The sequence below is a fragment of the Aestuariivirga sp. genome, from assembly GCF_041738905.1.
Lineage (GTDB): Bacteria > Pseudomonadota > Alphaproteobacteria > Rhizobiales > Aestuariivirgaceae > Aestuariivirga.
In genome coordinates this window covers 1-22993 of sequence record NZ_JBGSOZ010000016.1, presented here as the reverse complement: position 1 = coordinate 22993, position 22993 = coordinate 1, and the positions used below count along the sequence as shown (strand labels likewise).

24 protein-coding genes and 1 tRNA gene are annotated in these 22993 nt (G+C 62.6%); 12 read left to right on the top strand and 13 right to left on the bottom strand.

Annotated features, from left to right (window positions below):
- Positions 1 to 1998, top strand: a 1998-nt coding sequence (locus ACEW8Q_RS01350; protein WP_373502256.1) for a sodium-translocating pyrophosphatase, incomplete at its 5' end; no start/stop codon positions are given.
- 114 nt (positions 1999 to 2112) lie between these two features.
- Here the strand turns inward: ACEW8Q_RS01350 and ACEW8Q_RS01345 are convergent.
- The 3 genes from ACEW8Q_RS01345 to ACEW8Q_RS01335 all read right to left on the bottom strand — a co-directional run bounded on the left by ACEW8Q_RS01345 (position 2113) and on the right by ACEW8Q_RS01335 (position 4718).
- Positions 2113 to 2805: a hypothetical protein gene (locus tag ACEW8Q_RS01345; protein ID WP_373502255.1), complete on the bottom strand. Its 693-nt coding sequence runs from the start codon at positions 2803 to 2805 to the stop codon at positions 2113 to 2115.
- Positions 2806 to 3111: 306 nt separating this feature from the next.
- Entirely contained in the window at positions 3112 to 4104 is a 993-nt protein-coding gene (locus tag ACEW8Q_RS01340; RefSeq protein ID WP_373502254.1) for a sterol desaturase family protein, read from the bottom strand.
- A 74-nt stretch (positions 4105 to 4178) separates the two neighbouring features.
- Positions 4179 to 4718, bottom strand: coding sequence for a hypothetical protein (locus ACEW8Q_RS01335; RefSeq protein WP_373502253.1), 540 nt, complete (start codon positions 4716 to 4718; stop codon positions 4179 to 4181).
- Between the two features lie 131 nt (positions 4719 to 4849).
- Between ACEW8Q_RS01335 and ACEW8Q_RS01330 the strand changes: the two genes are divergently transcribed.
- Together ACEW8Q_RS01330 and ACEW8Q_RS01325 are read left to right on the top strand one after the other, a co-directional pair.
- Positions 4850 to 5746: an ROK family protein gene (locus ACEW8Q_RS01330; RefSeq protein ID WP_373502252.1), complete on the top strand. Its 897-nt coding sequence runs from the start codon at positions 4850 to 4852 to the stop codon at positions 5744 to 5746.
- Between the two features lie 7 nt (positions 5747 to 5753).
- Positions 5754 to 6539: an inositol monophosphatase gene (locus ACEW8Q_RS01325; protein WP_373502251.1), complete on the top strand. Its 786-nt coding sequence runs from the start codon at positions 5754 to 5756 to the stop codon at positions 6537 to 6539.
- A 62-nt stretch (positions 6540 to 6601) separates the two neighbouring features.
- Here ACEW8Q_RS01325 and ACEW8Q_RS01320 read toward each other — a convergent pair whose 3' ends face one another.
- The 5 genes from ACEW8Q_RS01320 to ACEW8Q_RS01300 form a co-directional block, all read right to left on the bottom strand.
- A complete protein-coding gene (locus ACEW8Q_RS01320) occupies positions 6602 to 7504 on the bottom strand; it encodes a hypothetical protein (protein WP_373502250.1) in 903 nt (300 codons plus the stop codon).
- 24 nt (positions 7505 to 7528) lie between these two features.
- Positions 7529 to 7843, bottom strand: coding sequence for a hypothetical protein (locus ACEW8Q_RS01315; protein WP_373502249.1), 315 nt, complete (start codon positions 7841 to 7843; stop codon positions 7529 to 7531).
- 12 nt (positions 7844 to 7855) lie between these two features.
- On the bottom strand, positions 7856 to 8182 hold the full coding sequence (locus ACEW8Q_RS01310; RefSeq protein ID WP_373502248.1) for a cytochrome c: 327 nt from the start codon (positions 8180 to 8182) through the stop codon (positions 7856 to 7858).
- Between the two features lie 72 nt (positions 8183 to 8254).
- A complete protein-coding gene (locus ACEW8Q_RS01305; protein WP_373502247.1) occupies positions 8255 to 9385 on the bottom strand; it encodes an amidohydrolase/deacetylase family metallohydrolase in 1131 nt (376 codons plus the stop codon).
- A 4-nt stretch (positions 9386 to 9389) separates the two neighbouring features.
- A complete protein-coding gene (locus tag ACEW8Q_RS01300; RefSeq protein ID WP_373502246.1) occupies positions 9390 to 9866 on the bottom strand; it encodes an outer membrane protein assembly factor BamE in 477 nt (158 codons plus the stop codon).
- Between the two features lie 141 nt (positions 9867 to 10007).
- Between ACEW8Q_RS01300 and ACEW8Q_RS01295 the strand changes: the two genes are divergently transcribed.
- From ACEW8Q_RS01295 to ACEW8Q_RS01260, 8 genes are all read left to right on the top strand, one after another.
- A complete protein-coding gene (locus ACEW8Q_RS01295) occupies positions 10008 to 10463 on the top strand; it encodes a ubiquinol-cytochrome C chaperone family protein (RefSeq protein WP_373502245.1) in 456 nt (151 codons plus the stop codon).
- Entirely contained in the window at positions 10460 to 10975 is a 516-nt protein-coding gene (locus ACEW8Q_RS01290; RefSeq protein ID WP_373502244.1) for a DUF177 domain-containing protein, read from the top strand. Before ACEW8Q_RS01295 ends, ACEW8Q_RS01290 begins: the two co-directional genes overlap by 4 nt.
- Positions 10976 to 11095: 120 nt before the next feature.
- Positions 11096 to 12169 carry a phosphate acyltransferase PlsX gene (plsX, locus tag ACEW8Q_RS01285; RefSeq protein ID WP_373502243.1) on the top strand — a complete coding sequence of 358 codons (1074 nt, stop codon included), beginning with the start codon at positions 11096 to 11098 and terminating at the stop codon, positions 12167 to 12169.
- Positions 12166 to 13158 (top strand): beta-ketoacyl-ACP synthase III, encoded by a 993-nt coding sequence (locus tag ACEW8Q_RS01280; RefSeq protein WP_373502242.1) that lies wholly within the window; start codon positions 12166 to 12168, stop codon positions 13156 to 13158. The genes plsX and ACEW8Q_RS01280 overlap by 4 nt, the downstream gene beginning before the upstream one ends.
- Positions 13159 to 13250: 92 nt before the next feature.
- Complete coding sequence (locus ACEW8Q_RS01275; RefSeq protein WP_373502241.1) at positions 13251 to 13565, top strand: integration host factor subunit alpha; 315 nt, start codon at positions 13251 to 13253, stop codon at positions 13563 to 13565.
- Positions 13566 to 13602: 37 nt separating this feature from the next.
- On the top strand, positions 13603 to 14133 hold the full coding sequence (locus tag ACEW8Q_RS01270; protein WP_373502240.1) for a MerR family transcriptional regulator: 531 nt from the start codon (positions 13603 to 13605) through the stop codon (positions 14131 to 14133).
- Positions 14134 to 14176: 43 nt separating this feature from the next.
- Positions 14177 to 15529 carry a lipopolysaccharide biosynthesis protein gene (locus ACEW8Q_RS01265; protein WP_373502239.1) on the top strand — a complete coding sequence of 451 codons (1353 nt, stop codon included), beginning with the start codon at positions 14177 to 14179 and terminating at the stop codon, positions 15527 to 15529.
- A gap of 42 nt (positions 15530 to 15571) precedes the next feature.
- A tRNA-Pro gene (locus tag ACEW8Q_RS01260) sits at positions 15572 to 15648 on the top strand.
- A gap of 30 nt (positions 15649 to 15678) precedes the next feature.
- Here the strand turns inward: ACEW8Q_RS01260 and ACEW8Q_RS01255 are convergent.
- The 5 genes from ACEW8Q_RS01255 to ACEW8Q_RS01235 form a co-directional block, all read right to left on the bottom strand.
- A complete protein-coding gene (locus tag ACEW8Q_RS01255) occupies positions 15679 to 16485 on the bottom strand; it encodes a crotonase/enoyl-CoA hydratase family protein (RefSeq protein WP_373502238.1) in 807 nt (268 codons plus the stop codon).
- Between the two features lie 23 nt (positions 16486 to 16508).
- Positions 16509 to 17756: an O-antigen ligase family protein gene (locus tag ACEW8Q_RS01250; RefSeq protein ID WP_373502237.1), complete on the bottom strand. Its 1248-nt coding sequence runs from the start codon at positions 17754 to 17756 to the stop codon at positions 16509 to 16511.
- The gene (locus ACEW8Q_RS01245; protein ID WP_373502236.1) at positions 17753 to 19294 is read right to left on the bottom strand and encodes an undecaprenyl-phosphate glucose phosphotransferase; all 1542 of its coding nucleotides are present in this window, start codon (positions 19292 to 19294) and stop codon (positions 17753 to 17755) included. The genes ACEW8Q_RS01250 and ACEW8Q_RS01245 overlap by 4 nt, the downstream gene beginning before the upstream one ends.
- A 143-nt stretch (positions 19295 to 19437) precedes the next feature.
- Positions 19438 to 20529 (bottom strand): glycosyltransferase, encoded by a 1092-nt coding sequence (locus ACEW8Q_RS01240; protein WP_373502235.1) that lies wholly within the window; start codon positions 20527 to 20529, stop codon positions 19438 to 19440.
- 11 nt (positions 20530 to 20540) lie between these two features.
- A complete protein-coding gene (locus ACEW8Q_RS01235) occupies positions 20541 to 21230 on the bottom strand; it encodes a polysaccharide biosynthesis/export family protein (RefSeq protein ID WP_373502234.1) in 690 nt (229 codons plus the stop codon).
- A 188-nt stretch (positions 21231 to 21418) separates the two neighbouring features.
- Here ACEW8Q_RS01235 and ACEW8Q_RS01230 point away from each other — a divergent pair.
- Positions 21419 to 22993 (top strand): GumC family protein (locus ACEW8Q_RS01230; protein ID WP_373502233.1); only part of this gene is annotated, 1575 nt, incomplete at its 3' end.

Below are 22993 nucleotides of genomic sequence, written 5' to 3'. Positions count from 1 at the left end.
GCCGCTTACCTTAAGCGCCAGTATCAAACCATTGCCATGGTCGGCGTGGTCATTTTCGTCATCGCCTGGTACCTGCTCGGGGTCTATTCGGCCATGGGCTTTCTGATTGGCGCCGTGCTGTCGGGTGCGGCGGGCTTCATTGGCATGAACGTCTCGGTGAGGGCCAACGTCCGTGTGGCGCAGGCCGCAACGAAATCCCTGGCCGGCGGTTTGGACCTTGCGTTCAAGTCCGGCGCGGTAACCGGCCTTCTCGTGGCGGGCCTCGGCCTCCTCGGCGTTACGGTCTATTTTGGCTTCCTCACCGGCTCCATGGGTTTTGAACCCACCAGCCGCACGGTGATTGACGCCCTCGTTGCGCTCTCCTTTGGCGCCTCGCTGATTTCCATTTTCGCCCGTCTCGGCGGCGGCATCTTCACCAAGGGTGCAGACGTTGGCGGCGACATGGTGGGCAAGGTTGAAGCCGGCATTCCCGAGGATGATCCAAGGAACCCCGCAACGATCGCCGATAACGTTGGCGACAACGTCGGCGATTGCGCCGGCATGGCCGCCGACCTTTTTGAAACCTATGTGGTGACGACCGTTGCGACCATGGTTCTGGCGGCAATCGTCCTGCCGGATGCCATGAAGCTCGCCGGCATGGTTCTGCCGCTTGCCATTGGCGGCGCCTGTGTCATCACTTCGATCATCGGCTCCTACTTCGTCAAGCTTGGCGCCAACAACAACATCATGGGCGCCCTCTACAAGGGCATCATCGCAACCGGCGTCCTTTCGCTCGCCGCTTTGTATCCCGTCATCTCCTACGTGTTCGGTGGCATGGATGTGGCCCTCGGCAATGCCGAAATGGCCTTCACGCCCTTGAGCCTGTTCTATTGCGGCATTGCAGGCCTCGTGATCACCGGACTCATCATCTGGATCACCGAATACTACACCGCAACCGGCAAGCGCCCGGTCAACTCCATCGCCGAAGCCTCCATCACTGGCCACGGCACCAACGTGATCCAGGGCCTGGCGGTGTCCATGGAAGCAACCGCCGTTCCGGCCATCATCATCATCGCCGGCATTATCGTCACCTTCAACCTCGCGGGCCTCTTCGGCATCGCCGTTGCGGTGACAACGATGTTGGCCCTTGCCGGCATGGTCGTGGCGCTTGATGCCTTCGGCCCGGTTACCGACAACGCCGGCGGCATCGCCGAAATGGCGGGCCTGCCCAAGGAGGTGCGCCACAACACCGACGCGCTCGATGCCGTGGGCAACACCACCAAAGCCGTCACCAAGGGCTATGCCATTGGCTCGGCGGGCTTGGGCGCCCTCGTGCTCTTTGCCGCCTACACCCAGGACTTGAAGTTCTTTGCTGCAACCGCGGCACCGGGAACCTTCTTTGAAGGCGTGAATGTCACCTTCGATCTCTCCAACCCGTACGTGGTTGTGGGGCTGATCTTCGGGGGCCTCTTGCCCTACCTCTTCGGCGGCATGTCGATGACCGCCGTGGGCCGCGCCGCCCAGTCTGTGGTGGTTGAAGTGCGCCGCCAGTTCAAGGAACGCCCCGGCATCATGAAGGGCACCGAAAAGCCCGACTATGCCCGCGCCGTGGACCTGCTCACCAAGGCAGCCATCAAGGAAATGATCCTGCCTTCGATGCTGCCCGTGTTCTCGCCCATCGTGGTGTTCTATGTGATCTACGCCATTGCCGGCAAGGAAGCGGGCTTTGCGGCCCTCGGCGCCATGCTCATGGGCGTGATCGTCACCGGCCTCTTCGTGGCCATCTCCATGACCGCCGGCGGCGGCGCCTGGGACAACGCGAAGAAATCCTTCGAGGATGGCTTCGTCGACTCAAAAGGCGTGAAGCACCTGAAAGGCTCCGAAGCCCACAAGGCCTCCGTCACCGGCGACACCGTCGGCGACCCCTACAAGGACACGGCAGGCCCCGCCGTGAACCCGATGATCAAGATCACCAACATCGTGGCCCTCCTGCTGCTGGCGGTCCTCGCCGGGCATTAAGCCTCGAGGGGCTGATCTTTGACGAAATGAACCCCGCCCGGAGCGATCCGGGCGGGGTTTGTGTTGGAGTCTGAGACGAATTACATGAGTTAGGCGAAGTGGAGCTGTCAGACTTTAGGGCTGGTAACTGAGCAATGCCAAGTCTTCGTCGGTGGAATTTCCACTTTCAGCCCGCTTATTTCTAAGATCACGTGCCAGCAATCCTTCATGCAAAAGCGACGCGAGCGAAGGTGCCGCACCATAATCAGAGATGTTTCTGAAACCCGCACTGCTGAACTTGTGTGCCGACATTACTGCTTTCAGTGTGTCATCTACGGCTGCAAGTGCAGCATCTATTTTCCCAAGCGTTGCCGGTTCAAGTGCAGAAACACTGAGATTATTCAGTGAGAGATCGTAGTCTTTGTGAGCAAGCCAACGATTTCGCCAATCACGCGCAAAGTCTGCAGACCTAGTCGCCTTCTCAGCAATGCTTTCAATGTGTGCGTCCGCCTGAGGCTTTCCTCTGTTGTAAAGTTCTGTCAGTTTTTTGACGGAAAGGTTGTTTTTTTTCCTATCTTGAGCGGGATCCGTTAGCCTGCATAAACCGAGCAGAAGTTCATTTTCGAAAGTCAATTGCACTTTCCGAAAAAAGCGAGGCGCCGTCTTGTTGAGTAATTTGACTCGATCTTCACTCTTTTCGCCAAAGAGATATGCGCAGTCGGCATAAATATTTGACAGAGTAAATAGTTCGCCTGCCAACTCCCAGTACGCCAACCCAAGTTCTGGGCCCATTATGTCCTGATAAAATATCGCCGGTTCGTTTTGCATCACACTCGTTTCCTTTCCTTCAATCCCTGCTCAAGCGTTGTCCTGATGAATCGCTGATGGGCCTCGACCTTGCGAGTTCCAAAAGTTCAGCCAGAATCAGCATCTCGACACACTCCGCCTAGGGCAGGAATTCTAACTGAGCTGCTTTAAATCGCGGCGGATCGGAGTTGCTCAAATCCATTTTGTCGACGAGACCTCCACCTCCGACTTGAACTTGGGGTTTCTCTTTGTCATCGGTTTCAATCTCTTCCTTCTGCGTGTAGCGGGTGCTGATCGGATGGATTGGCGTGCCGATTCTAATCTCTCTCAAGCCCCCCGCATCATCCTTCTCTTCTTCATCGCCTCATGCGCTTCCGGTGTGCCGTCGTGGAAGGAGCCGAACCATTTGTCGAGCGGCACCATGCCGTCCGAATAGTTCACCTCGAAATATTTGTGGTGCAGGTAGTGGGCGTAATACGAGACGTCCATGCTGGCCTCATCGCCCATCGCCAGCCGGTCAAACCCTGTGTGGCCCTGCGCCGGGGCAACGCCCAGCCGTGAGGCGAGGTTGATCATGTGGATGGGGTGCGAGGGGATGATGAAGAACAGCAGGATCGTGGAAAAATAGATCACATGCTCGATGGGGTGCATGGAGAGGCCCGACCATGGCCCCGGATTGATGTTGCGGTGATGCAGCTTGTGGGCGATCTCGTAGAGCGGCGAGAAGTGCAGAAGCCGGTGCGCGAAGTAGAAACCCACCTCGTGAATGAGCGGCACCAGGAAGAACACCGCGATGAAGCCCACCGGATGATCGGCAAAGCTGATCATGGGGGCGATGCCGTTGGCATAGGCCCAGAGCAGCAGCACCTCATAGGCCGTCCAGATGGGCACGCCGCTCACCAGCGTGTGGAACATGTTGTCATACGTCTGGTTGCCGAACAGGAAGGCCTGCGACCGCTCCTTCGGCCACTGGCGATTGTACTTGAAGGCGGTGCCTTGCCGCCGCCAGACATAGAGCCAGAGGTGCCACGCGCCATAAACCGCAATCGCCAGTCCGATGTTGCGGAGCAGCACCAGCCCCACCCAGCCGAAGGAGAACGTCTTCATCGTTTCAAGGGACGGCGTGAGGAACATCCAGATGAGCACGGCGGCCACCGCATAGAGCACGTTCCACGGCAGGAAATAGCCGGGAAAGCCGAAGAGCCATTTCAGAAGCGCGCGCTGTTGCGGCGGCCATGCAAAGGCCGGGCCATACGAGACCGGCGCCTTCGGCGTCCAGTTGCCGCGTTTGTCGTCATGTCCGAAGCGAGAGTCGTCCATCGCCTGTATCCCCGTTCCCGGCGGATGATTGCACTGCGTTCGCAGCGAAGCAACGGTACAGCAGGGCCGCCCCGTCAGTCCTCGCGGTCTTCGTCGGGTGATTCGCCCCGGCTGGCCAGCACGGCATCGATCAGGGCCTGCGCACCAGCCGCATTGGGATCGACCCGGAGCAGGTGGCCCTCGCCGAAGTTGATCACGAAGCCGCGCAAGGTGTTGCGGGCGTCGCTGATCTCGTCGAAGCGGTGCGTCACCTCGCCAGTAGGGCCATTGTAGGTGATAGCCTGTCCGCGCCAGCGGATACCTCGGCGGATGATGGCGCGGCACGAGAACCCTGCGATGATGGAACCCGTTCCGAATGCCACGATCAGCCAGAACAGGACTTTCATCTGGAAAGCGCCATCGGGGCGACTGGACCCGATGAAGAGCCAGACATAGGCCATGAGGAGCGTGAGGCCGCCGCTCAGGAACACTGCCGTCCAGTGCATCGCGCCGGGCGTCACGAGCTTCCACCCGCGCTGCTGTGGCTGTGACCGGCCGGTCCATTGGGCCAGCATCGCCACGGCGCAAGCCGCGGTGAGGGCGATGACGAGGTATTTCAGCGCGCTGTCCTGCATGACCTGCGAATCCTCTCAGCGCGGCGTTAAGAAATCCCACATGCCGTGGTCCGGCAATTCCGCTGCCGGTTTTGCTCGACTTTGCTATCGGGCGCGATAGAACCCGCACCCAGGTCGAGCGGGAGAGGGCCATGCTGATCGGAATTGACTGGGGCGGAACGAAGATCGAGGGCGTGGCGATGGAGGCCGATGGCCGCGAGCTTCTGCGCCTGCGCGAGGCAACGCCGCGCCATGATTATGAAGGCTGCCTGAAGGCGATTCGCGCCATGATCGAGGCGCTGGAGGCGAAGACCGGGCAGACGGGTTCCGTCGGCATCGGCATTCCGGGTTCGTTGGAGCCGAAGAGCCGGCTGGGCAAGGGCGCAAGTTCAACGTGGCTGCTGGGCCAGCCGGTCGAAGCCGACCTGAAGCGCGTGTTGGAGCGCGAGCTCAGGGTCGAGAACGATGCCGACTGCCTTGCCGCGTCCGAAGCGGTGGATGGGGCAGGGGCGGGCTACAATGTCGTCTTCGCGGTCATCCTCGGGTCTGGTGTTGGTGCGGGCATCGCCGTCAATGGCCGCGCGCATCATGGCCCCAACAATTCCGGCGGCGAGTGGGGCCACAGCCCGCTGCCTTATCCGGACGTCTCCGAGATTCCCGGCAAGCCCTGCTATTGCGGCCGCGTCGGCTGCATCGAAACCTGGTGCTCGGGCCGCGCGTTTGAAGCTCAGTATGCTGAGCACAAGGGCGTGGAGCTCAAGGCCGCGCAGATCATGGACCTGAAGCGCAAGGGCGATCATCTCGCCAACCTGTTGTGGCGGCGCTACATCGACCGCGTGGCGCGTGGCCTCGCCACCGTGGTCAACGCACTCGACCCCGATGTCTTCGTGATGGGCGGCGGCATGTCGAACGTCGACGAACTTTACGAGGACCTTCCGCCCGCGCTGGCACAGCGTACTTTTTCGACCGTTTTCCACACGCCGATCTTGCGCAACAGGCATGGGGATGCGAGTGGAGTGCGGGGCGCTGCCTGGCTTTGGAAGGATTAAGGATCTCATGTCTCTCGAAGAACGTTTCCGTCTCGGTATCGAGGTCATCCGCGATGCGGGTGAACTGGCGAACGGCTATTTCAACGCGCGCGAAAAGCTCAGCGTACAGACGAAAGGCCCGCAGGACCTCGCCAGCGAAGCCGACCTCAATACCGAGCTGCTGATCCGCGACCGTATCACCAAGGCCTTTCCGGAAGACGCCTTCCTCGGCGAGGAAACCCCGCCCACCGCTTATGAAGACGGGCAGGGCATCTGGGTGGTTGACCCCATCGACGGCACGCAGCCCTTCATCTGCGGCATGTCGTGCTGGTGCGTGTCGATTTCCTTCGTGCGGAACGGCAGGCTGGAATTCGGCATGGTGAATGCCCCGGCCCGCAACGAGCTCTTCGCCGGCGGCAGGTCCTTCCCCTCGACACTCAACGGCAAGCCCATCAAGGGCCTGATGACGGGCACGATCAAGGACGGCCTCACCGGCACGGGCTATTCACTGAAGAGCGGTCCGGCCATGTTCCTGCCCGCCTTCCAGCGCTTCCTTGAAGCGGGCGGCATGTTCTATCGCGACGGCTCCGGCGCCCTGAGCCTGTGCTACGTGGCGGCGGGCCGTCTCGTCGCTTTCTTCGAACCGGTCATCAAGTCATGGGACTGCCTCGGCGGCATGGGCGTCGTCGAAGGCGTCGGCCTTCAGAACAGCGACTTCCTGGCGAACGATGGCTTGCACAAGGGCAACCGTCTCGTCTCCGGCAACAACCAAGTCTGCGCCGAGATCGAAGACCTCATCGCCGGAAGCTACTGAGTCCCCCCGCGATCCATTCCAAGGTCAGGCGGCGCTCGCGGGCGCCGCCTTTTTCATGGGGCTCAGTTGAACCAGACCGCATAGCCGAGGAAGTTGCCCTCCATCATCCGCATGATCTGGTTCCATGTGGCGCGGTCGGTCATCGGGCCATCCTCCAGATAGGGCACGGCGGCTGACCCTTGAGCCCAGAGCACCGGATCGAAGGGCGTGGGCTCCAGGAACACGCGGCGGATGTTGATGCCCTTCGCCAGCCTCCAGTGCGGCACCAGCTTGCGGCCCTGCAGGATGGCGTCGAACTCGCCGAGGAATACCATCCAGCCGTCGACCGTCTGCTGGCTGACGAGTGCGGCCGGCATGGCAGCGATCTTCTGGGCAGGCGATGGAATCCATTCGGCCTCGTCATCCGTCTCCGCAAGGATGAAGCGCCAGCTCTCGTGGCTCAGCTTCACCACGCTCTCAAGATGCGCGAGCGAGGCTTTCATCCGCTCGGGCTCCGTCACCGGCCAGTGCATCAAGTGGATGGCTGCGATGGCATCGGCAATCGACGCGGCATCGAACCATTCGTCTGGCGGCAACGGTTGCGCGTTGAGGATGGCGTAGGGCAGTCCGGCGCGCGGGAACAGCATGTGGCCGCTGATCTCGAAGCTCGCTCGCGAGTCATGCGCAAGGCCGAATTCGATCAGTGCACTGAGGAGATGCGTATACCCGCGGAGCCAGGCGGCATCCGCGCGGTCGAAGGTGATGATGAAGCGCTCGGCCGCTTCCGGCGGAATGTTGCCGCCGCCGAGCGAGGCATCGAACACGCGCCACAACCGCTCGTCTTCCTCTGACGTCCCGTCGCCATTGAGGTCCAGTTTGGCCAATCCGAGCGCCAGCGGCAGCTTCACCTCCGCATCTCCCATCTGGGAGAGTGTCGCCTCGGCCACCGTCAGCCCTGCGAGTGCAGCGGCGAAAACGGCGCGCATCTTCTCGTAGTCGAGTTTCTCGGGCTAAGGATTGACGGGTACCGGAAAGCGGAAGAACGGCAGCGAACGCGCGATGCCGCGCGGCGGCTCCAGGCCGTATCGGTACATGGCTTGTGCCATGCCCTCGATGGTGCGGATGAACTGCGTGGTCCCAAGGGCAAGCCGCGCCTGATCGTCCTTCGGATCGGACTTGAGCCTTGCCGATAGATCCTGCTCCAGCAGCACGAGTTCGCCCGCCCGCAGCCGGTCGCCCATCTGTTGCGGCACCGGCACGTCAGCAGCGGCGGCCTGGGCGAGGAAGAGGCATAGCACGGCGGCGGCGAGTGGGCGGATCATCATGTGTTCTCCATCTCAGGGCGAGAGCTTGACCGGAACATCGAGCGACGTGATGTAGGCGACCAGATCCTGAACCTGTTCAGGCGTCAATGTCCATTGCGTGTCCGGCATGTTCGAGTGCGGATTGGGCGAGAGGATGCGCTGCCAGATGTCGTCGGCGGTCCGGTAAATGGCGATTGACTGGAAACTGGGCGGTATCTGCTTGAATGCGCCACCCTTCTCGATGACGTGGCAGCGCGCGCAATTGGCCGCAGCAATGTCATGCCCCTTGGCGGCATCGGCCGCAAATCCGGGCGTTGCCGTCAGCGCCGCGAGGGCACACGCAAAGATGATCCTGTTCATTCGATCCTCCCTTGTGAGTTTGGGAGAGGCTAGCCCGGGAGTCTGACACGCGCGTTGATGCGCATCAACTCCTCAGGCCGGGTGCCACCAATTGCCGGCGATCACGACGCCGCGCGAATTGATCTTGGTGTTGCCGGTCAGGTGCTCGCCAATGACGTCGACATAGTCGAACTGCCCCTCATCGACGCTGAGCAGGGTGGCGTCGCCCGCACTTCCGGGTTTCAGGCTGCCGAGTTCCGGGCGCTTCAGCGCGAAGGCAGCGGTCTCGGTGGAGGCCTTGACCACGTCGCTCAGGCTCATGCCGAGGCACAGGAACTTCGACATGGTGGTCACCTGATCGAAGGCCGGGCCATTGATGCACAGTGCATGAACGTCCGACGAGATCGTATCCGGCACGAAACCGTTCGCCAGCATGGCGCGCGTGGTTTTGAAGGAAAACGAGCCCATGCCGTGCCCGATGTCGAACAGCACGCCGCGTTTGCGTGCCGTCAGCACGGCGGGCTTGACCGTGCCTTGCGCAGTGCAGGGCGCATTGGGGAAGGGCCTGAAGGCATGGGTGAGGATGTCGCCGGGACGGAGCTTGTTGATGACATCTTCATAGGTCGGCGGCGGCTCGTCGATATGGCACATCAGCGGCATGCCGGTTTCGTCCGCCACCTGAAGTGCGATGTCGAGCGGGTGAATGCCATGGTCGCCCGAGGCATGCGCACCGACGCGCACCTTGATACCGACGATGACGTCGCGGTTGGCATCAGCCACTTCCGCCGCCGTCACCGGGTCCATCAGCCGCATGTCGTGGCTCTCGCCCACCATCACGCGGTTGGAAAAGCCATAGATTCCGGCGTGGCTGACATGGAGATAGGCGAGGATGCGGACCTGCGAGCGCTCGATGACGTGCTTGCGGAATCCCATGAAATTGCCGGGTCCGGCGGAGCCCGTGTCGACGGCGGTGGTGACGCCGCTGGTGCGGCAGAACTCTTCAGCGTCGATGCCGAGCGATGTGCCACCCCAATAGACATGGGTATGAAGATCGATGAGGCCCGGCGCAACGATCAGGCCCGAAACATTGCGGATCTCGGCTCCGTCGTCGGGCAGCGATTTGGCAATTGCAGAGACCTTGCCGCGGGAGAACCGGATGTCGCGAATGCCGTCGAGACCCTGGGAAGGATCGATGACACGGCCGCCCCTGAGGATAAGGTCCACGCGGCTACAGCTTTCGTCCGAGAACGGGGCCCGCCGTGGAGGACTGGACACCGCGGAAAATCTGGTTGAGGAACGTGACGTCCGCTTCACCGGCAACCACGGTCGTCCGTGTGTTCACATCGATGATGCGACCATCCTCGAGCCCGTACTGGGCGAAGCTCTTCACCTGTCCCTGTTCGTCGAAGCGGATGGCAATCACTTCGCGGTTGGTTTCCTTCGGCATGAGGAAGGCGCGGCCTTCGGTGATCGAGGTGATGTAATAGAAGCTGTCACCCTTGAAATTGACCGAGGCGGTCGTCGATGGCGATCCGAGCACACCCTCGACCTCCATCTTTGACATGCCGGTGCTGATCTGGTTGAAGGCGCCGGGCTTGGCCACGTAACCGCGATGCTCGACTTCCGGAGAGCAGGCGGCCAGAAACATTGCAACGCTGGCAGCGGCAAACCATTTGAACGGAGTGGGCGTGGTCGTTTTCTTCATGCGAGGCAATCTTTGTCCCATTCTGGCCGTAACCGTTTAAGAAACCGTTCACCCTGTTCTTTGATTAGCGGCAACACGATGATCCTGAAACGATTTTTTCAACGGTCTGCACAACCTCACCGCAGCGTCTACGAGGCAATTGTGGCTGCCGCACGGCACCCTGTCCTCTATGCCCGGTGGGGCGTGGCGGATACGCTGGACGGGCGATTCGATATGATCACCCTGCATACCTTTCTCGCGCTCGACCGCCTGAAGGGTGTGGAGGAGGGGTTCCGGCAGGATCTCGTCGACGAACTCTTCCTCGACATGGACCGCTCGCTCCGGGAAATGGGCGTGGGCGATATCTCCGTGGGCAAGAAGGTGCGGAAGATGGCGGAGGTCTTCTACGGCCGCATCGCCGCCTACGACCAGGCGCTCGAAGGGCCCGAGGGCGCACTTGACGCTGCCATCGCCCGCAACGTATTCCCGGAAGGAGCCGCGGGCGACGGACCCGGGCGGCTTGCGGAATATGTCATGCAGCAGCGCGGACATCTCGCGTCCCAGGATACCTCTGGCATTGCCCGCGGTACCATCCGGTTCCAGGAGCCAACACCATGAAGCAGAAATCCCGGACTCCCGAATTCTCCCGGCCCCTCCAGACCGACCGTGTGCCCAAACTCGGCAGCACGGAAAAACTGGTGGCCGAGCCCGAGGAATGCCGTGCGCTGGCCAAGCGCATGAACATCCCCGCCATCCATTCGCTCAAGGCCGAGATCCGCGCCACGCCATGGCGCGGCGGCGGCCTGAAGCTCGAAGGCCACCTTACGGCCGATATCGAGCAGGTCTCCGTGATCAGCCTCGAATCTTTCCGCGAAACCGTGTCGGTGCCGGTGTCCCGCTACTTCCTGCCGCCTGGCGCTGTCGTCGAGAATGACAACGAGGACGGGGCCGACCCCATCGAAAACGGCTGGATCGACTTGGGCGAGGTGACGGCCGAAACCCTGGCGCTCGACCTCGATCCTTATCCACGCAAGCCTGGCGAAGCCTTTGACGAACACATCGAGGACGAACCGGCGCCAGTGGAGCGTCAATCGCCGTTTGCCGTTCTGGCCAAGCGGAAGCCGGATTGAGGCCTGCTTCGCCATCAGCCCTTTTTAAATGACTTTTCGCGGCCAATCTCCTAAGGCTTCCGGTCACGCCGAGGCCTGGGAGCGGGTGTTTGGCTGGGTTGAGCGGATAGCGGCAAGAGATTGACGACCAAGAAACATTTGACCATCGCGCTGGATGCCATGGGGGGCGATCAGGGTCCCGACATGGTGATTCCCGGTGCTGCCCTGTCGGCTGTCCGCCATCCTGAACTCAGGTTCCTGCTGGTCGGCGACCGCAGCCGCATTGCGCCTTTGCTGGAGCGCCACCCGAAGCTGAAGGACCGCTCGGAGATCATTCACACGGATGTCTTCGTCACCATGGATGCAAAGCCCAGCCAGGCGCTGCGCCAGGGGCGTGGCAAGAGCAGCATGTGGCTGACGATCGAGGCGGTACGCTCAGGCGCGGCCGATACGGCCGTCTCGGCCGGTAACACCGGCGCGCTGATGGCCATGGCCCGTTTCGTGCTGAAGACCATGCCCGGCATTTCAAGGCCCGCCATCGCGGCAATCTGGCCGACCATGCGAAGTGAAAGCGTGGTGCTCGATGTCGGCGCCACCATTGGTGCCGACGCGACGCAGCTCGTCGAGTTCGCCGTGATGGGTGAGGCCATGGCGCGCTGCCTCTTCGGCCTCGAAAAGCCAACCGTCGGCCTGCTCAACGTAGGCGTCGAGGAGATCAAGGGCGTCGAGCAGCTGAAGGAAGCCCACCGCATCCTGCGCGATTCGAAACTGCCGCTCGTCTATGCCGGCTTCGTCGAAGGCGACGACATCAGCAAGGGCACGGTCGATGTGGTCGTCACCGAAGGCTTTACCGGCAACATCGCGCTGAAGGCCGCCGAGGGCACCGCCAAGCAGCTCGCGACCTATCTGAAGTTGTGCCTCACACGGACCTGGGTCTCGAAGCTCGGAGCGCTTCTGGCTTCCGGCGCCTTCAATGCCCTTCGCGACCGCATGGACCCGCGCAAACATAATGGCGGCGTGTTCCTGGGGCTCAATGGCGTCGTGGTGAAAAGCCATGGCGGTACTGACGCGCTGGGCTTTGCCACCGCGATCGACGTGGCCCTCGACATGGTTCGCAATGATCTCGTCAGCAAGATCAAGACCGATGTCGAGATGATGAATGCTCTCATCAGGCCGGTGGTGCCGCACGACAAGCAACCGGAACCAACAATATGAACCAAACACCGACGGCCGTCCGCAGATCCGTGATTGCGGGATGCGGGTCGGCCTTGCCGCAACGCGTGATGACCAATGCCGACATGAGCAAGGTGGTCGACACGACCGACGAATGGATCGTCGAGCGCACCGGCATTCACGCCCGCCACATTGCCAATGACAGCGAGACAACGCGCACGCTGGGCGTCGAAGCGGCGCGCCGCGCTCTTGACCACGCCGGACTCACCCCCGATGCCGTGGACCTGATCATCCTGGCGACATCGACGCCGGACCAGACCTTCCCTGCGACCGCCACGCTGGTGCAGGCCGACCTCGGCATCACGCGCGGTGCCGCATTCGACGTGCAGGCGGTCTGTTCGGGCTTCGTCTATGCGATGAGCGTTGCCGATGCGATGATCAAGTCGGGCCAGGCGGAATGCGTTCTGGTGATCGGCTCTGAAACCTTCTCGCGCATCCTCGACTGGACCGACCGCGGAACCTGTGTGCTGTTCGGCGACGGCGCAGGGGCGATGGTCCTCAAGGCGGAGACGCTGCCCGATTCGCAGGAGAGCCCCGGCATCCTCGTCACCCGCATCCGCTCGGACGGGCGCTATCACGACAAGCTCTATGTCGATGGCGGGCCCTCCACCACCAGGACTGTCGGGCACCTGCGCATGGAGGGCCGCGAGGTCTTCAAGCATGCGGTGGTCAATATCGCGACCATCATGGACGAGGCCATGAAGGCGGCCAACGTGGCGCCGAAGGACGTGGACTGGTTCGTGCCGCATCAGGCGAACCGCCGCATTCTCGAGGGAACGGCCCGCAAGCTGGGCATCCGCGAGGACCGCATCGTGATGACGCTCGACCGCCACGGCAACACCTCGGCGGCGTCCATCCCCTTGGCGTTTGACGTTGCCGTAAGAGACGGGCGGATCAAGCGGGGCGATCTGGTGCTGTTCGAGGCCATGGGCGGCGGCTTCACCTGGGGCGCAATCCTGGCCCGCTTCTGAGACTGCGCCCGTAAGCCCTTGAGTTCGCAATATTTTGGTTGACCGCGCGGCGGTTGACGCCTAGTTTCCTGACAATTGCAGGGGGCTAGAGGATGGCTGGAAAAACGCTAACCCGCGCCGATCTCAGTGAAGCGGTCCACCGGCAGATCGGGCTGTCTCGGAGCGAGTCGGCCGATCTCGTGAAGACCATGCTCGACATGATGTCTGATCATCTGGTCGAGGGTGAAACCGTCAAGCTGTCGTCATTCGGAACCTTCATGGTGCGGAGCAAGAATGGCCGCGTCGGGCGCAACCCCAAGACGGGCGAGGAAGTTCCGATCACACCGCGGCGTGTGCTCGTGTTCCGGCCGAGCCAGGTCATGAAGAACGTCATCAACGGATTGGAACGGGGCTCTGACGAAGACTGAGTTCGTCCCCGATTCGGACAAGAGGAAGGGGTGAACCATGGTCGAGAAGTCCCCCGACGCATTCCGCACCATCAGCGAGGCCGCTGAAGAACTGGACGTGCCGCAGCACGTCCTGCGGTTCTGGGAAACCCGCTTCACGCAGATAAAGCCCATGAAGCGGGCGGGCGGCCGCCGGTATTACCGGCCGGTCGATGTCGAGCTTCTGCAGGGCATCCGCAGCCTTCTCTACAAGGAAGGCTACACGATACGTGGCGTCCAGAAGATCCTCAAGGAGGATGGCGCAACCTATGTGGCGGGCGTTGGCCGCGGCGAGATCGAGCCGCGCAAGCGCGATGGAGAGATGGCCTCCGCCCCGCCGCCTGGCATGGCAAAGGCTGCGCCGCGTGCCGGCAAGTCTGCTGCGGCAAAGCTGGCATCTGCCTCTGCCTTTGCGGCACCTGCCGATGGCACGGCTGAGCCCGTGAAGATCGTCAACCGCCTGTCCGACAACCACGCGGACATGCTGCTGGCAGCGCTTCGTGACCTCGGCGATGCCCGCAAGATCCTCGACCCGACGCTGCCGCGATAGCGATACCGCAACAAAGTCTAAAGGCTGGCCGTGTTACCGGTTGATGTTCGGCGGGATCATCCCGCCGCATCGGCGGAGTTCGATCGGCTATATGTCCCTGTGGCGGATGATCGTGACGGCCATCAATCTCGTGGGCCTGCGCTTCGGCGGAGCGGCCATGGGACTGGTGAGTCAGATCCTGCTGGCCCGGCTCCTGCCGCAGGAAGAGGTCGGCATCGTGCTGATGGGCCTCAGCGCCGCGGCCATCATCAGCCTGCTGATGACGGCGGGCTATCCCTCGCTCACCATGACGGTGCTGCCGCGCTACTATGCGCTGGGGCGCACCAAGCTGTGCGAGGCGTTCCACCGCGCCGTGTGGCACGACACGATCATCGCCAGCGCGCTCGTCTTCGCCTTGCTGTCCGCCGTGTGGACCTTCGCGCCTGTCAGCCGCGACCTGAAGCTGGCCCTGGTCTTCGGCGCAATGATGGCGCCCGCCTCGGCCTTGATCCGCATTTCCAGTTCGGCGGCCAATTCCAGGCGGCGCTTCCAGTTATCCTATGTGCCGGACTTCCTGTTCAGGCCGGGTTTGTTGCTGGTGTTCCTGCTCGTCATGTGGGCGCTGCATGTATCGCCCGACCTCATCACCATGATCTGCGTGGTGGTCGTCATCACCTTCATGGTCGCCATCGCCCAGGCCGTCCTGCTCGGCCGCAGCGTGCTGCCCGGCTCACTCGGCCCGGGTCCGCACGATCTCGCCCGCGCCTTGCGCGGCAGGGCGGCTGCCATGGTGCTCATCGCGGCGGTCGCCATGTCCTTCGCGGATATCGTGACGCTGATCGGTGGTGTGTTCCTGCCCGCCCAGGACGTGGCCCAGCTCGGTATCGCCATCAGGCTTGCAGCGCTCGCGGGCTTCGTGACGCAGGTGACGCAGAATTTCGTGCTGCCCGATCTTTCGGCCGCCATCGTGCGGGGCGACAGGACGACGTCACGCGCACTCATCCTCCGCATCAACCTCATCGGCTTCTCGGCGATTGCGGCTTGCACTGTCTTGTCGATTGCTTTCGGACCTCTCATTCTCGGCATCTTCGGCCCCGACTACAAGAGCGCCCGCTGGCCGCTGGTCCTCTTCATGGTGAGCCAGCTCTTCCGCGCCGCCGGCGGCATGAACCAGCATCTTCTTTCGCTGGAGGGATTTCAACGCCGCAGCGCGGGCGCCTGTGTCGTGGCGATGACGTTGCTGGCAGGAGCGGCTTTCGTGCTGACACCGTCTCTCGGGCTTCTGGGGATGGCCATCGCGGTGATCCTGGCGGAGGCTGCATGGGCTGCGATTCTTGGCGTCCAGGCGCAGCGTCATACCGGGCAGCGGGGTGATATCTTCGCAGGTTTCAGCACTCACAAGGCACCCGCCGAATAAACCTTTTACTCCGCCGTGAAGGATGCTACATCGGCGCCAAGTCGGAGCGTAGCGCAGTCCGGTAGCGCACTATTCTGGGGGGATAGGGGTCGCTGGTTCGAATCCAGTCGCTCCGACCATTTTACCTTTCCCCTTCCACCGGAAATCCATCAGGTCTCGTTCGGCCGCACCCGCGCTGCCGTCTTGTTGGCAAACGCCGCGAGCCTTTCGCGCGAGGCAGGCTGGGTGTTGACGATACCCGCCACCACGGCTTCCGTGTAGGAGGCATCGAGCGCCGACATGTTTTGCACATGCGAGATCGCCGAACAGATGGCGAAATTCGACAGCGGCGGATTCTGCGCCGCGATATGGGCGATCGCCAGCGCCTTGTCCTCCGATGGCCCGTCGACCAGATACTGGCACAAGCCCACGGATACCGCTTCCGCACCCTGATAGACGCGGCCCGACAGCATCATGTCGATCATCCGCGCCTTGCCGACGAGGGCCGCCACGCGGATCGTGGCACCACCGCCGGTGAACAGGCCGCGCTGGCCCTCGGGCAGGGCGAAGTAGGTGCCCTGGTCCGCCACGCGAATATGCGCGGCCGATGCCAGTTCGAGCCCGCCGCCTACAACCGCGCCCTTCAGCGCGGCGATGATAGGCACGCCGCCATATTCCATCTTGTTGAAGGCCTCGTGCCAGCGCAGGCACAGGAGCATGAACTCGGCTGGTCCACGGTCCTCTCGGTGATGCTCGACGAGATCGAGCCCGGCGCAGAAATGCGTGCCCTCGGCGCGCAGCACCACGGCCTTGATCCCTGCGCGCGGCACGGCATCGAACAGCCGCACAAGCTCCTCCACACTCTGGGCGTCCAGCGCGTTGCGTTTGGCCGGACGGTTCAGCGACGCAACAAGTACGCCCTCGCCATCGTCGCGAAGCGCAATGTTGGTGAGGCCGAGGCCGTGGACGTCGATCATGAGTTTCCCATTCCTATTGCATTTCAGGGTTGTGGACGCGGCAAGCGTTGTTGCCGCACCGACCACGCCGCCGAGGCCGCATAGAAGCCCCAGACGAGGCCCAGCATCCAGTAGAAGTGGCGCCAATGGTCGGTGTCGATCTGGACACCCTGCAATGCCGTCGCGAAGAAGGCGCAGAACAGCGCGATGGTCTGGCCCTGCCACGGCGTGCGAATGAGCACGCCCTTGAAGCCCACGATGATGGTGCCGAGAATGAGCAGCATGTAGGAGATGCCGCCGAGCCAGCCATAGGACCCGAAGGCATTGAGATAGACATTGTGCGGGTCCAGACCGAAGATCTGGCCGAACTGCAAGGGTCCGAAACCGAAGGGCCGTTCGAGAAGCATCGGTATGGCGTTGAGCTGATTGCCGAAGCGGCCGAACTCGCCGGAATCATAATCCTTGGCAAGCGTCGCGCGGTCCTCGAAGGCGGCGGCCACGACGTCGATGCTCAAGAGCCCCGCGAGGCTGATGCCGAGCATCACGATGCCGCCCGCCGCGAGCAGGATGATCCGGGTACGGAGCTTCTGCGAGGGCGTGAGCGTGAAGGTGAGGATCACCGTCATCGTCACCGCCAACATGAAGTTCATCCATGCGCCGCGCGAGAAGGCGAGGAACAGGCAGGCCAGCACGATCATCAGTCCGATGTAACGCCAGAACCTGTGGCGCGTCGTGCCGAGCATCACGTCCTGCGTGAGCAGAAGCGCTGGCAGGACCAGATAGGTCGAGAGCACGTTGGGGTCCTTGAAGGTGCCTTGCGCGCGGAAGATGGGAGAGAGATAGGCGCCGGTGCCGCCGATGTTGAAGTAGCCGACGAGGCCAATGACGGAGGCGATGACGGCGCCGATGATGTAGCCGTTCTTGAACACGGCGAAGCGGCGTTCCGTGTCGGTCTGCACATAGAAGCAGAAGAACACCGCCGAGACCGCCATGTAGCACGACGTGATGACGAACATGCCGGTCTTGGGCTCGCCCATCACGGTCAGGAAGCTCATGAAGCCGCCGAAATTGTAGAGCGTGAGCAGCACGATCAGCGGCAAGGCGACCACTGTGACGCTGAGCCCGCCGCCGACCAGGAACACCGTCATCGCAAGCGCGAACATCAGATCCACAGGTGCTGGCTCGATCCTGACGAAGAAGGACGACATCATCATCAGCCAGACGGCTGCGGCCTGCACGCGGTCAAGCGGCAGGCCGGAGGTTCGGGGTCTGGATGCGTAGTCAGCCGTCAATATGCGTTCTCCGCCTTGAGCAGCGCGATGGGTGTGCGCCACAGGATGTAGAGGTCGAGGGCCAGCGACCAATTCTCGATATAGTAGAGATCATGCTCGACGCGGCGCTGCAGCTTTTCGGTGGTGTCGGTCTCGCCGCGCCAGCCGTTGACCTGGGCCCACCCGGTGATTCCGGGCTTCACCTTGTGGCGGGCGAAGTAGCCGTCGACCACGTCGTTGTAGAGCTGGTCCGCGGCCTTTGCCTTGGTTGGGTGAGGGCGGGGGCCAACGAGGGAGAGTTCGCCCCGCAGCACGTTGAACAGCTGCGGCAGCTCGTCGAGCGAGGTCTTGCGGATGAAGCGGCCGACACGGGTGACGCGCGGGTCGCCCTTGGTCACGAGCTTCGCGGCATCCGCATCGCGCATGTCGTGATACATGGAGCGGAACTTGTAGACGCCGATCAGCTCGTTGTTGAAGCCGAAGCGGTTCTGCTTGAACAGGATCGGTCCCTTGCTGTCGAGGCGCACGGCGAGCGCCACCATCAGCATGATGGGCGAGAGCAGGACGAGGGCGATGGCCGCGATCACCTTGTCCTCGATCGTCTTCAGGATCGTGCCCCAGTCGCCCAGCGGCTTGTCGAATACATCGAGGAAGGGCACGTTGCCGATGTAGGAATAGGCCCGCGGACGGTAATGGAACTTCTGCGAATAGGCGCTGAGCCGGATGTCGACGGGCAGCACCCACAAGCGCTTGAGGATCTGCAGCAGCCGCTCTTCTGCGGTCAGTGGCAAGGTCACCAGCAGCAGGTCGATGCGGGCCTGGCGCACGAAGTCGACGAGTTCCGAGACGTTGCCGAGCTTGTGCAGCGCGCCCACCTGTGTCGGCGAGCGGATGTCGTCGCGGTCATCGAAGATACCGACGACGTCGATGTCGGAATTCTCCGTGGCGTTGATTGCCGAGAGAAGATCGGCTGCAGGCTTGCCGCCCCCGACGAGCACCGCATGGCGCGACAATTGCCCGTTGCGGTTCCAGGCACGCATCACCTGTGCCGTGACGATACGCTCGATGACCAGTAGAGAGAGCCCGAGCAGAAACCAGCTCGCCAGCCAGAAGCGCGAGTAGGACTCACCCAACTTGCTGAGGAAGACGGCGACCGCGATGGCGACGAAGATCATTGTCCAGGCGGATGCCGTGCGCGGCAAGTTGTCGATGGGCCGCAACAGGGACTGCATCGAATAGAGCCCGAAGGCCTGCGCCAGCAGTGGCAGCGCAATCGAGGTTGCGATCACCAGCGGCACATAGAAAGGCGCCATCTCGCTCGTCTCGAATCCCGGATGATACCAGGCGAGCAGGGCGCCCGCGAGCGCCACCAGCAATCCCTCGATCATCCGGATCGTCGATGAAATGACCCGCGCGGAGATGAGCGGTGCGTGGCTGAGGCGTTTGATAGCTTCGCTGCGGTAAACGTCCGGCGCGGCGGGTTTCGCATCGCCATCGGTCAGGCGGGCGAGGACGTCTGCCGGTACGGTGGTGTATTTGTGATCGGGCTGTGCGCGCATGGCTTTTGATGTTCCGCGATGGGACGTGGTCTCGTTATGAACACCCAGGAGCAAGTCGCGCGCCCATGCGGGCCGGCCATGCCCACTATTGGGACGTCACGGTAAACGAGTGGTAAACAACCTGCCCGAAAGCGGGGCGGCGCCTATCTCAGGCGGGCATAGAGGCCGAGTATGGCCTCGACCATTCCGGCGGCCGAGAACGAGGTCCGCAGCCGTTCGCGCGTGTCTGCCGCCGAGGCGGCCACGGCCTGCGGGTCGGCAAGGGCTTCCGCGAGGCGGGACGCCAATGCCGCTGCGTCTCCGGGAGGAACAAGGTTGCCGGGCCCCAGCACTTCCGGAATGCCGCCGACATTGCTGGCGATCAATGGCACGCCGGCCGCGCAGGCCTCCAGCACCACATAGGGAAAGCTCTCGGCGCGCGATGGCATGACGAGGATGCAGCCCAGGCCGAAAGCCTCTCTTGCGCCCATGCGGCCGGGGAAACTCACCAGGCCATCCAGTCCAAGCTTCTTCGCTTGTGCCTTGAACTGGGGCAGGTCGGGTCCGTCACCGACGAGGCATGCCGTTGTGGGACGGAATGCGTTGAGGTTGGCGATGGCATCGAGCAGCACGTCGACGCCCTTCAGCATCCGCATGTCGCCGATGAACAGCAGATCGGCGGCACCGGGACGCGGCATCGCCTGCTCGAATTCTTCCGGCCACAATCCGTTGTGGATCACGGCATGGGGCTTCTTGCCGATGCCGATCTTCTTCTCGAAGGCATCGCGCTCATAGTCGCAGACGAAATGAATGCCGGTGCCGATGGCGGCAAGCGCCTTCTCGGCCGAAAGGAAGGCGGCACCCGCTGGCGATGACCATTCATAATGAAGGCTGCCGCCATGTGGCGTGTAGACCGAGGGGACGCCCAGCAGGCGCGCGGCAACCCGGCCATAGAGGCCGCCCTTTGCGCCGTGGCAATGGATGATGTCAGGCTTCACGATGGCCGCGTGGGACCTGGTCTGGCGCGCGCCTGAAAGATCGCCAAGGCCCGGCATGCGCGAGATCGGGATGCGCTTGACGCCGAGCGAACAGAACGGCGCGACACTGTCCAGGAGCTTCACCGCCGTATCGCCGCCCGTGGTCGAGTCGCACAGGATGCCGACCTCGTGGCCCAGCGCCGACTGGCCGCGCGCCACATCCCGCACATGGCGGAACAGGCCCCCGACCGGCGTGCGGAAGACGTGGAGAATGCGCATTAGGGTGCCGCTCAGAACCAGCGCTCGCGCACGTAGATGATGTCGCCCGGATAGATTTGCGTGGTGACGGGCACCTTGAAGGTGTTGGTGCCCTGCGCATTCTTGCGGGTGACGAGGACATCGCGATGATCACCGCGCGGGCTGTAGCCGCCTGCGATGGCAATGGCGTTCTGCACCGTGATGCCGGGTTGGTAGGGGAAGCTGCCGGCGGTGTTCACCTCGCCCAGAATATAGAAGGGACGCAGCGTGGTGACCTGCACCGACACCTGCGGATCGCGTAGGAATCCGGCGCGGAGCTTCGCCGTGATCAGGTCCTCGATCTTCGGCGTCGTGAGGCCGCCGACGCCAAGGCTCTGCACGTAGGGCATGGAGATGTTGCCGGAGCCATCGACGAGATAGTCGGCGGTAAGATCGGGTTCGCCCGCGACGCGTATGGTGAGGCGGTCGCCAGCACCGATGCGGTAGCCGGTGCCGAATTCATAGGCGGCAGTCTTTCCCTTGGTACCGAAGGGATCGACAACGCCGGTGCTGTTGCGTGTTGGAAGTTGAGAGACGCTGGACACGGCATAGGCACCTTCCTCGACGGTTCCGGCGCTGGTGATGCCCGTGCCGCCCGGAGGCGAGGAGACGTCATTCCAGTTTTGCGAGCAGCCGCCCAGCAAGGCAGCAGCAGCGAAGAGGACAGCAAGACGCAGACTCACGCGAGTAATCCATATTGAACGCATCCGGCGGAAGGCCCCGGACTTGAGTGAAATTAAACGCGCATGGTTAGCAATGACTTAAGCGGCTGTATGAAGATTTGTTCACGCCAGCCTGAATTAAGGGATTGGTTACCATGACAGCCCATGTTGCCGCCTTGAACCTCTCGAGAAGCGCCAACCGGTAAGTCATGACGCCCCGCAACGAGCCATTCCAGACCGCTGCTCCGGCAGTCATCAACATCATGGATGTCTTGCGTGGAGTCGCGCATCGCAAGGCGCTCATTCTCGGAACAGGACTGTTCGCCTTTGCCATCGGCATGGGTGTCGTCACACTTCTGAAGCCGGTTTACACCAGCAAGGCGCAGGTGCTGATCCAGAATCTGGAAACGCCTTTCGACCGCATGCAGCAAACGGAAAATCCGCGCGCCGAGGCCATCGACGACCGCGTCGTCGCAAGCCAGATCTCGGTGATCCGGTCGGAAGATCTTGGCCGCCGCGTGATCGCCGCGCTGGGACTTGAGAACAAGCCCGAATTCAATTCGCTGATCGAGGGGCAGGGCACGGTTGGAAAGCTGAAGGTGAAGCTGGGCTTCGGCAGCGATCCTGCGCTCAAGACTCCGGAAGAACGCGCACTCGACCGCTACAACGACAAGCTCAACGTCTACCAGTTGCCGGACTCCAATGTCATCGGCATCGAGTACAACTCGTCCAATCCCGAGACCGCCGCCAGTGTCGCCAATACGCTGGCCGATACCTATGTTATGTGGACGCGCGAGGCGCAGTCGCAACCCACCGAGCGCGCGCGCGACTGGCTGTCCCAGCAGATCGATGCGATCCGGAAGCGGCTTGCCCAGTCCGAAGAGGCCGTCGAGAGATTCCGCGCCGAAGCGGGTCTGCTCAAGGGTGCCACGGTCACACTGGGCGAGCAGGAAATTTCCGAACTCAATTCGCAGATCAGCGTGGCCAAGGCGGCCAGCCTCGAAGCGCGCGCGAGGGCTGACTCGATCCGCCAGCTTCTCGAGACGCGTGGCGGCGTGGAATCGGCCACCGACGTTCTCAATTCTGCCGCCGTCCAGCGCCTGAAAGAGCAGCGCACCGAAGCCTCGCGCCGCATGGCCGAACTGTCGGTCACCTATCTGTCCAATCATCCGAAGATGATCGCGGTCCGGAACGAGATCTCGAACATCGACAAGCAGATCCGCGCCGAGGCGTTGAAAGTCGTGTCGAGCCTTGATGAACAGGCCCGCATCGCGGAGACCCGCGAGAAGTCGCTCATCGCCAGCCTCGAGAACCTGAAGAACCAGGAGAGCAACGCCAATCTCGATGACGTGAAGCTGAAGGCGCTCGAGCGTGACGCGGGCGCTGACCGGGTGCTGCTCGAAGCCATGCTCAGCCGCTATGCGGAAGCCTCTGCGCGCCAGGACCTGTCGGCTCAGCCGGGCCTCGGTGTAGTCATTCAGAATGCGTCGGTTCCAACGTCGCCGTCATTCCCGAAGACCGGCCCGATGGTGCTTCTCATCACCTTTGCCGGTTTCGCGCTTGGCATCAGCCTCGCGTTCCTCCTCGAACTCATGGCCGCCGCGGGCCGCGTGCCGGAGACTGCGAACGAACCAGAAGACCGTCCGGAACCGGCTGTCGTGCCGCCGGCAGTCCATCCTGTGCCTTCATCGATTGCCGCCACTGAACCCGCTCCCGCCGAGAACGCGGTGGCACCGGCCGCGCCGCCTCCAGCCGTGAGTGAGCCGGTCTTTGTCGAGCCCGAC

Coding starts and splice junctions, on each gene's coding strand:
- ACEW8Q_RS01345 (WP_373502255.1), bottom strand. CDS start 2,805: ATGCAAAACGAACCGGCGATATTTTATCAGGACATAATGGGCCCAGAA.
- ACEW8Q_RS01340 (WP_373502254.1), bottom strand. CDS start 4,104: ATGGACGACTCTCGCTTCGGACATGACGACAAACGCGGCAACTGGACG.
- ACEW8Q_RS01330 (WP_373502252.1), top strand. CDS start 4,850: ATGCTGATCGGAATTGACTGGGGCGGAACGAAGATCGAGGGCGTGGCG.
- ACEW8Q_RS01255 (WP_373502238.1), bottom strand. CDS start 16,485: ATGATCGACGTCCACGGCCTCGGCCTCACCAACATTGCGCTTCGCGAC.
- ACEW8Q_RS01265 (WP_373502239.1), top strand. CDS start 14,177: ATGTTCGGCGGGATCATCCCGCCGCATCGGCGGAGTTCGATCGGCTAT.
- ACEW8Q_RS01315 (WP_373502249.1), bottom strand. CDS start 7,843: ATGATGATCCGCCCACTCGCCGCCGCCGTGCTATGCCTCTTCCTCGCC.
- ACEW8Q_RS01335 (WP_373502253.1), bottom strand. CDS start 4,718: ATGCAGGACAGCGCGCTGAAATACCTCGTCATCGCCCTCACCGCGGCT.
- ACEW8Q_RS01270 (WP_373502240.1), top strand. CDS start 13,603: ATGGTCGAGAAGTCCCCCGACGCATTCCGCACCATCAGCGAGGCCGCT.
- ACEW8Q_RS01280 (WP_373502242.1), top strand. CDS start 12,166: ATGAACCAAACACCGACGGCCGTCCGCAGATCCGTGATTGCGGGATGC.
- ACEW8Q_RS01245 (WP_373502236.1), bottom strand. CDS start 19,294: ATGCGCGCACAGCCCGATCACAAATACACCACCGTACCGGCAGACGTC.
- ACEW8Q_RS01275 (WP_373502241.1), top strand. CDS start 13,251: ATGGCTGGAAAAACGCTAACCCGCGCCGATCTCAGTGAAGCGGTCCAC.
- ACEW8Q_RS01240 (WP_373502235.1), bottom strand. CDS start 20,529: ATGCGCATTCTCCACGTCTTCCGCACGCCGGTCGGGGGCCTGTTCCGC.
- ACEW8Q_RS01325 (WP_373502251.1), top strand. CDS start 5,754: ATGTCTCTCGAAGAACGTTTCCGTCTCGGTATCGAGGTCATCCGCGAT.
- ACEW8Q_RS01300 (WP_373502246.1), bottom strand. CDS start 9,866: ATGAAGAAAACGACCACGCCCACTCCGTTCAAATGGTTTGCCGCTGCC.
- ACEW8Q_RS01310 (WP_373502248.1), bottom strand. CDS start 8,182: ATGAACAGGATCATCTTTGCGTGTGCCCTCGCGGCGCTGACGGCAACG.
- ACEW8Q_RS01290 (WP_373502244.1), top strand. CDS start 10,460: ATGAAGCAGAAATCCCGGACTCCCGAATTCTCCCGGCCCCTCCAGACC.
- ACEW8Q_RS01320 (WP_373502250.1), bottom strand. CDS start 7,504: ATGCGCGCCGTTTTCGCCGCTGCACTCGCAGGGCTGACGGTGGCCGAG.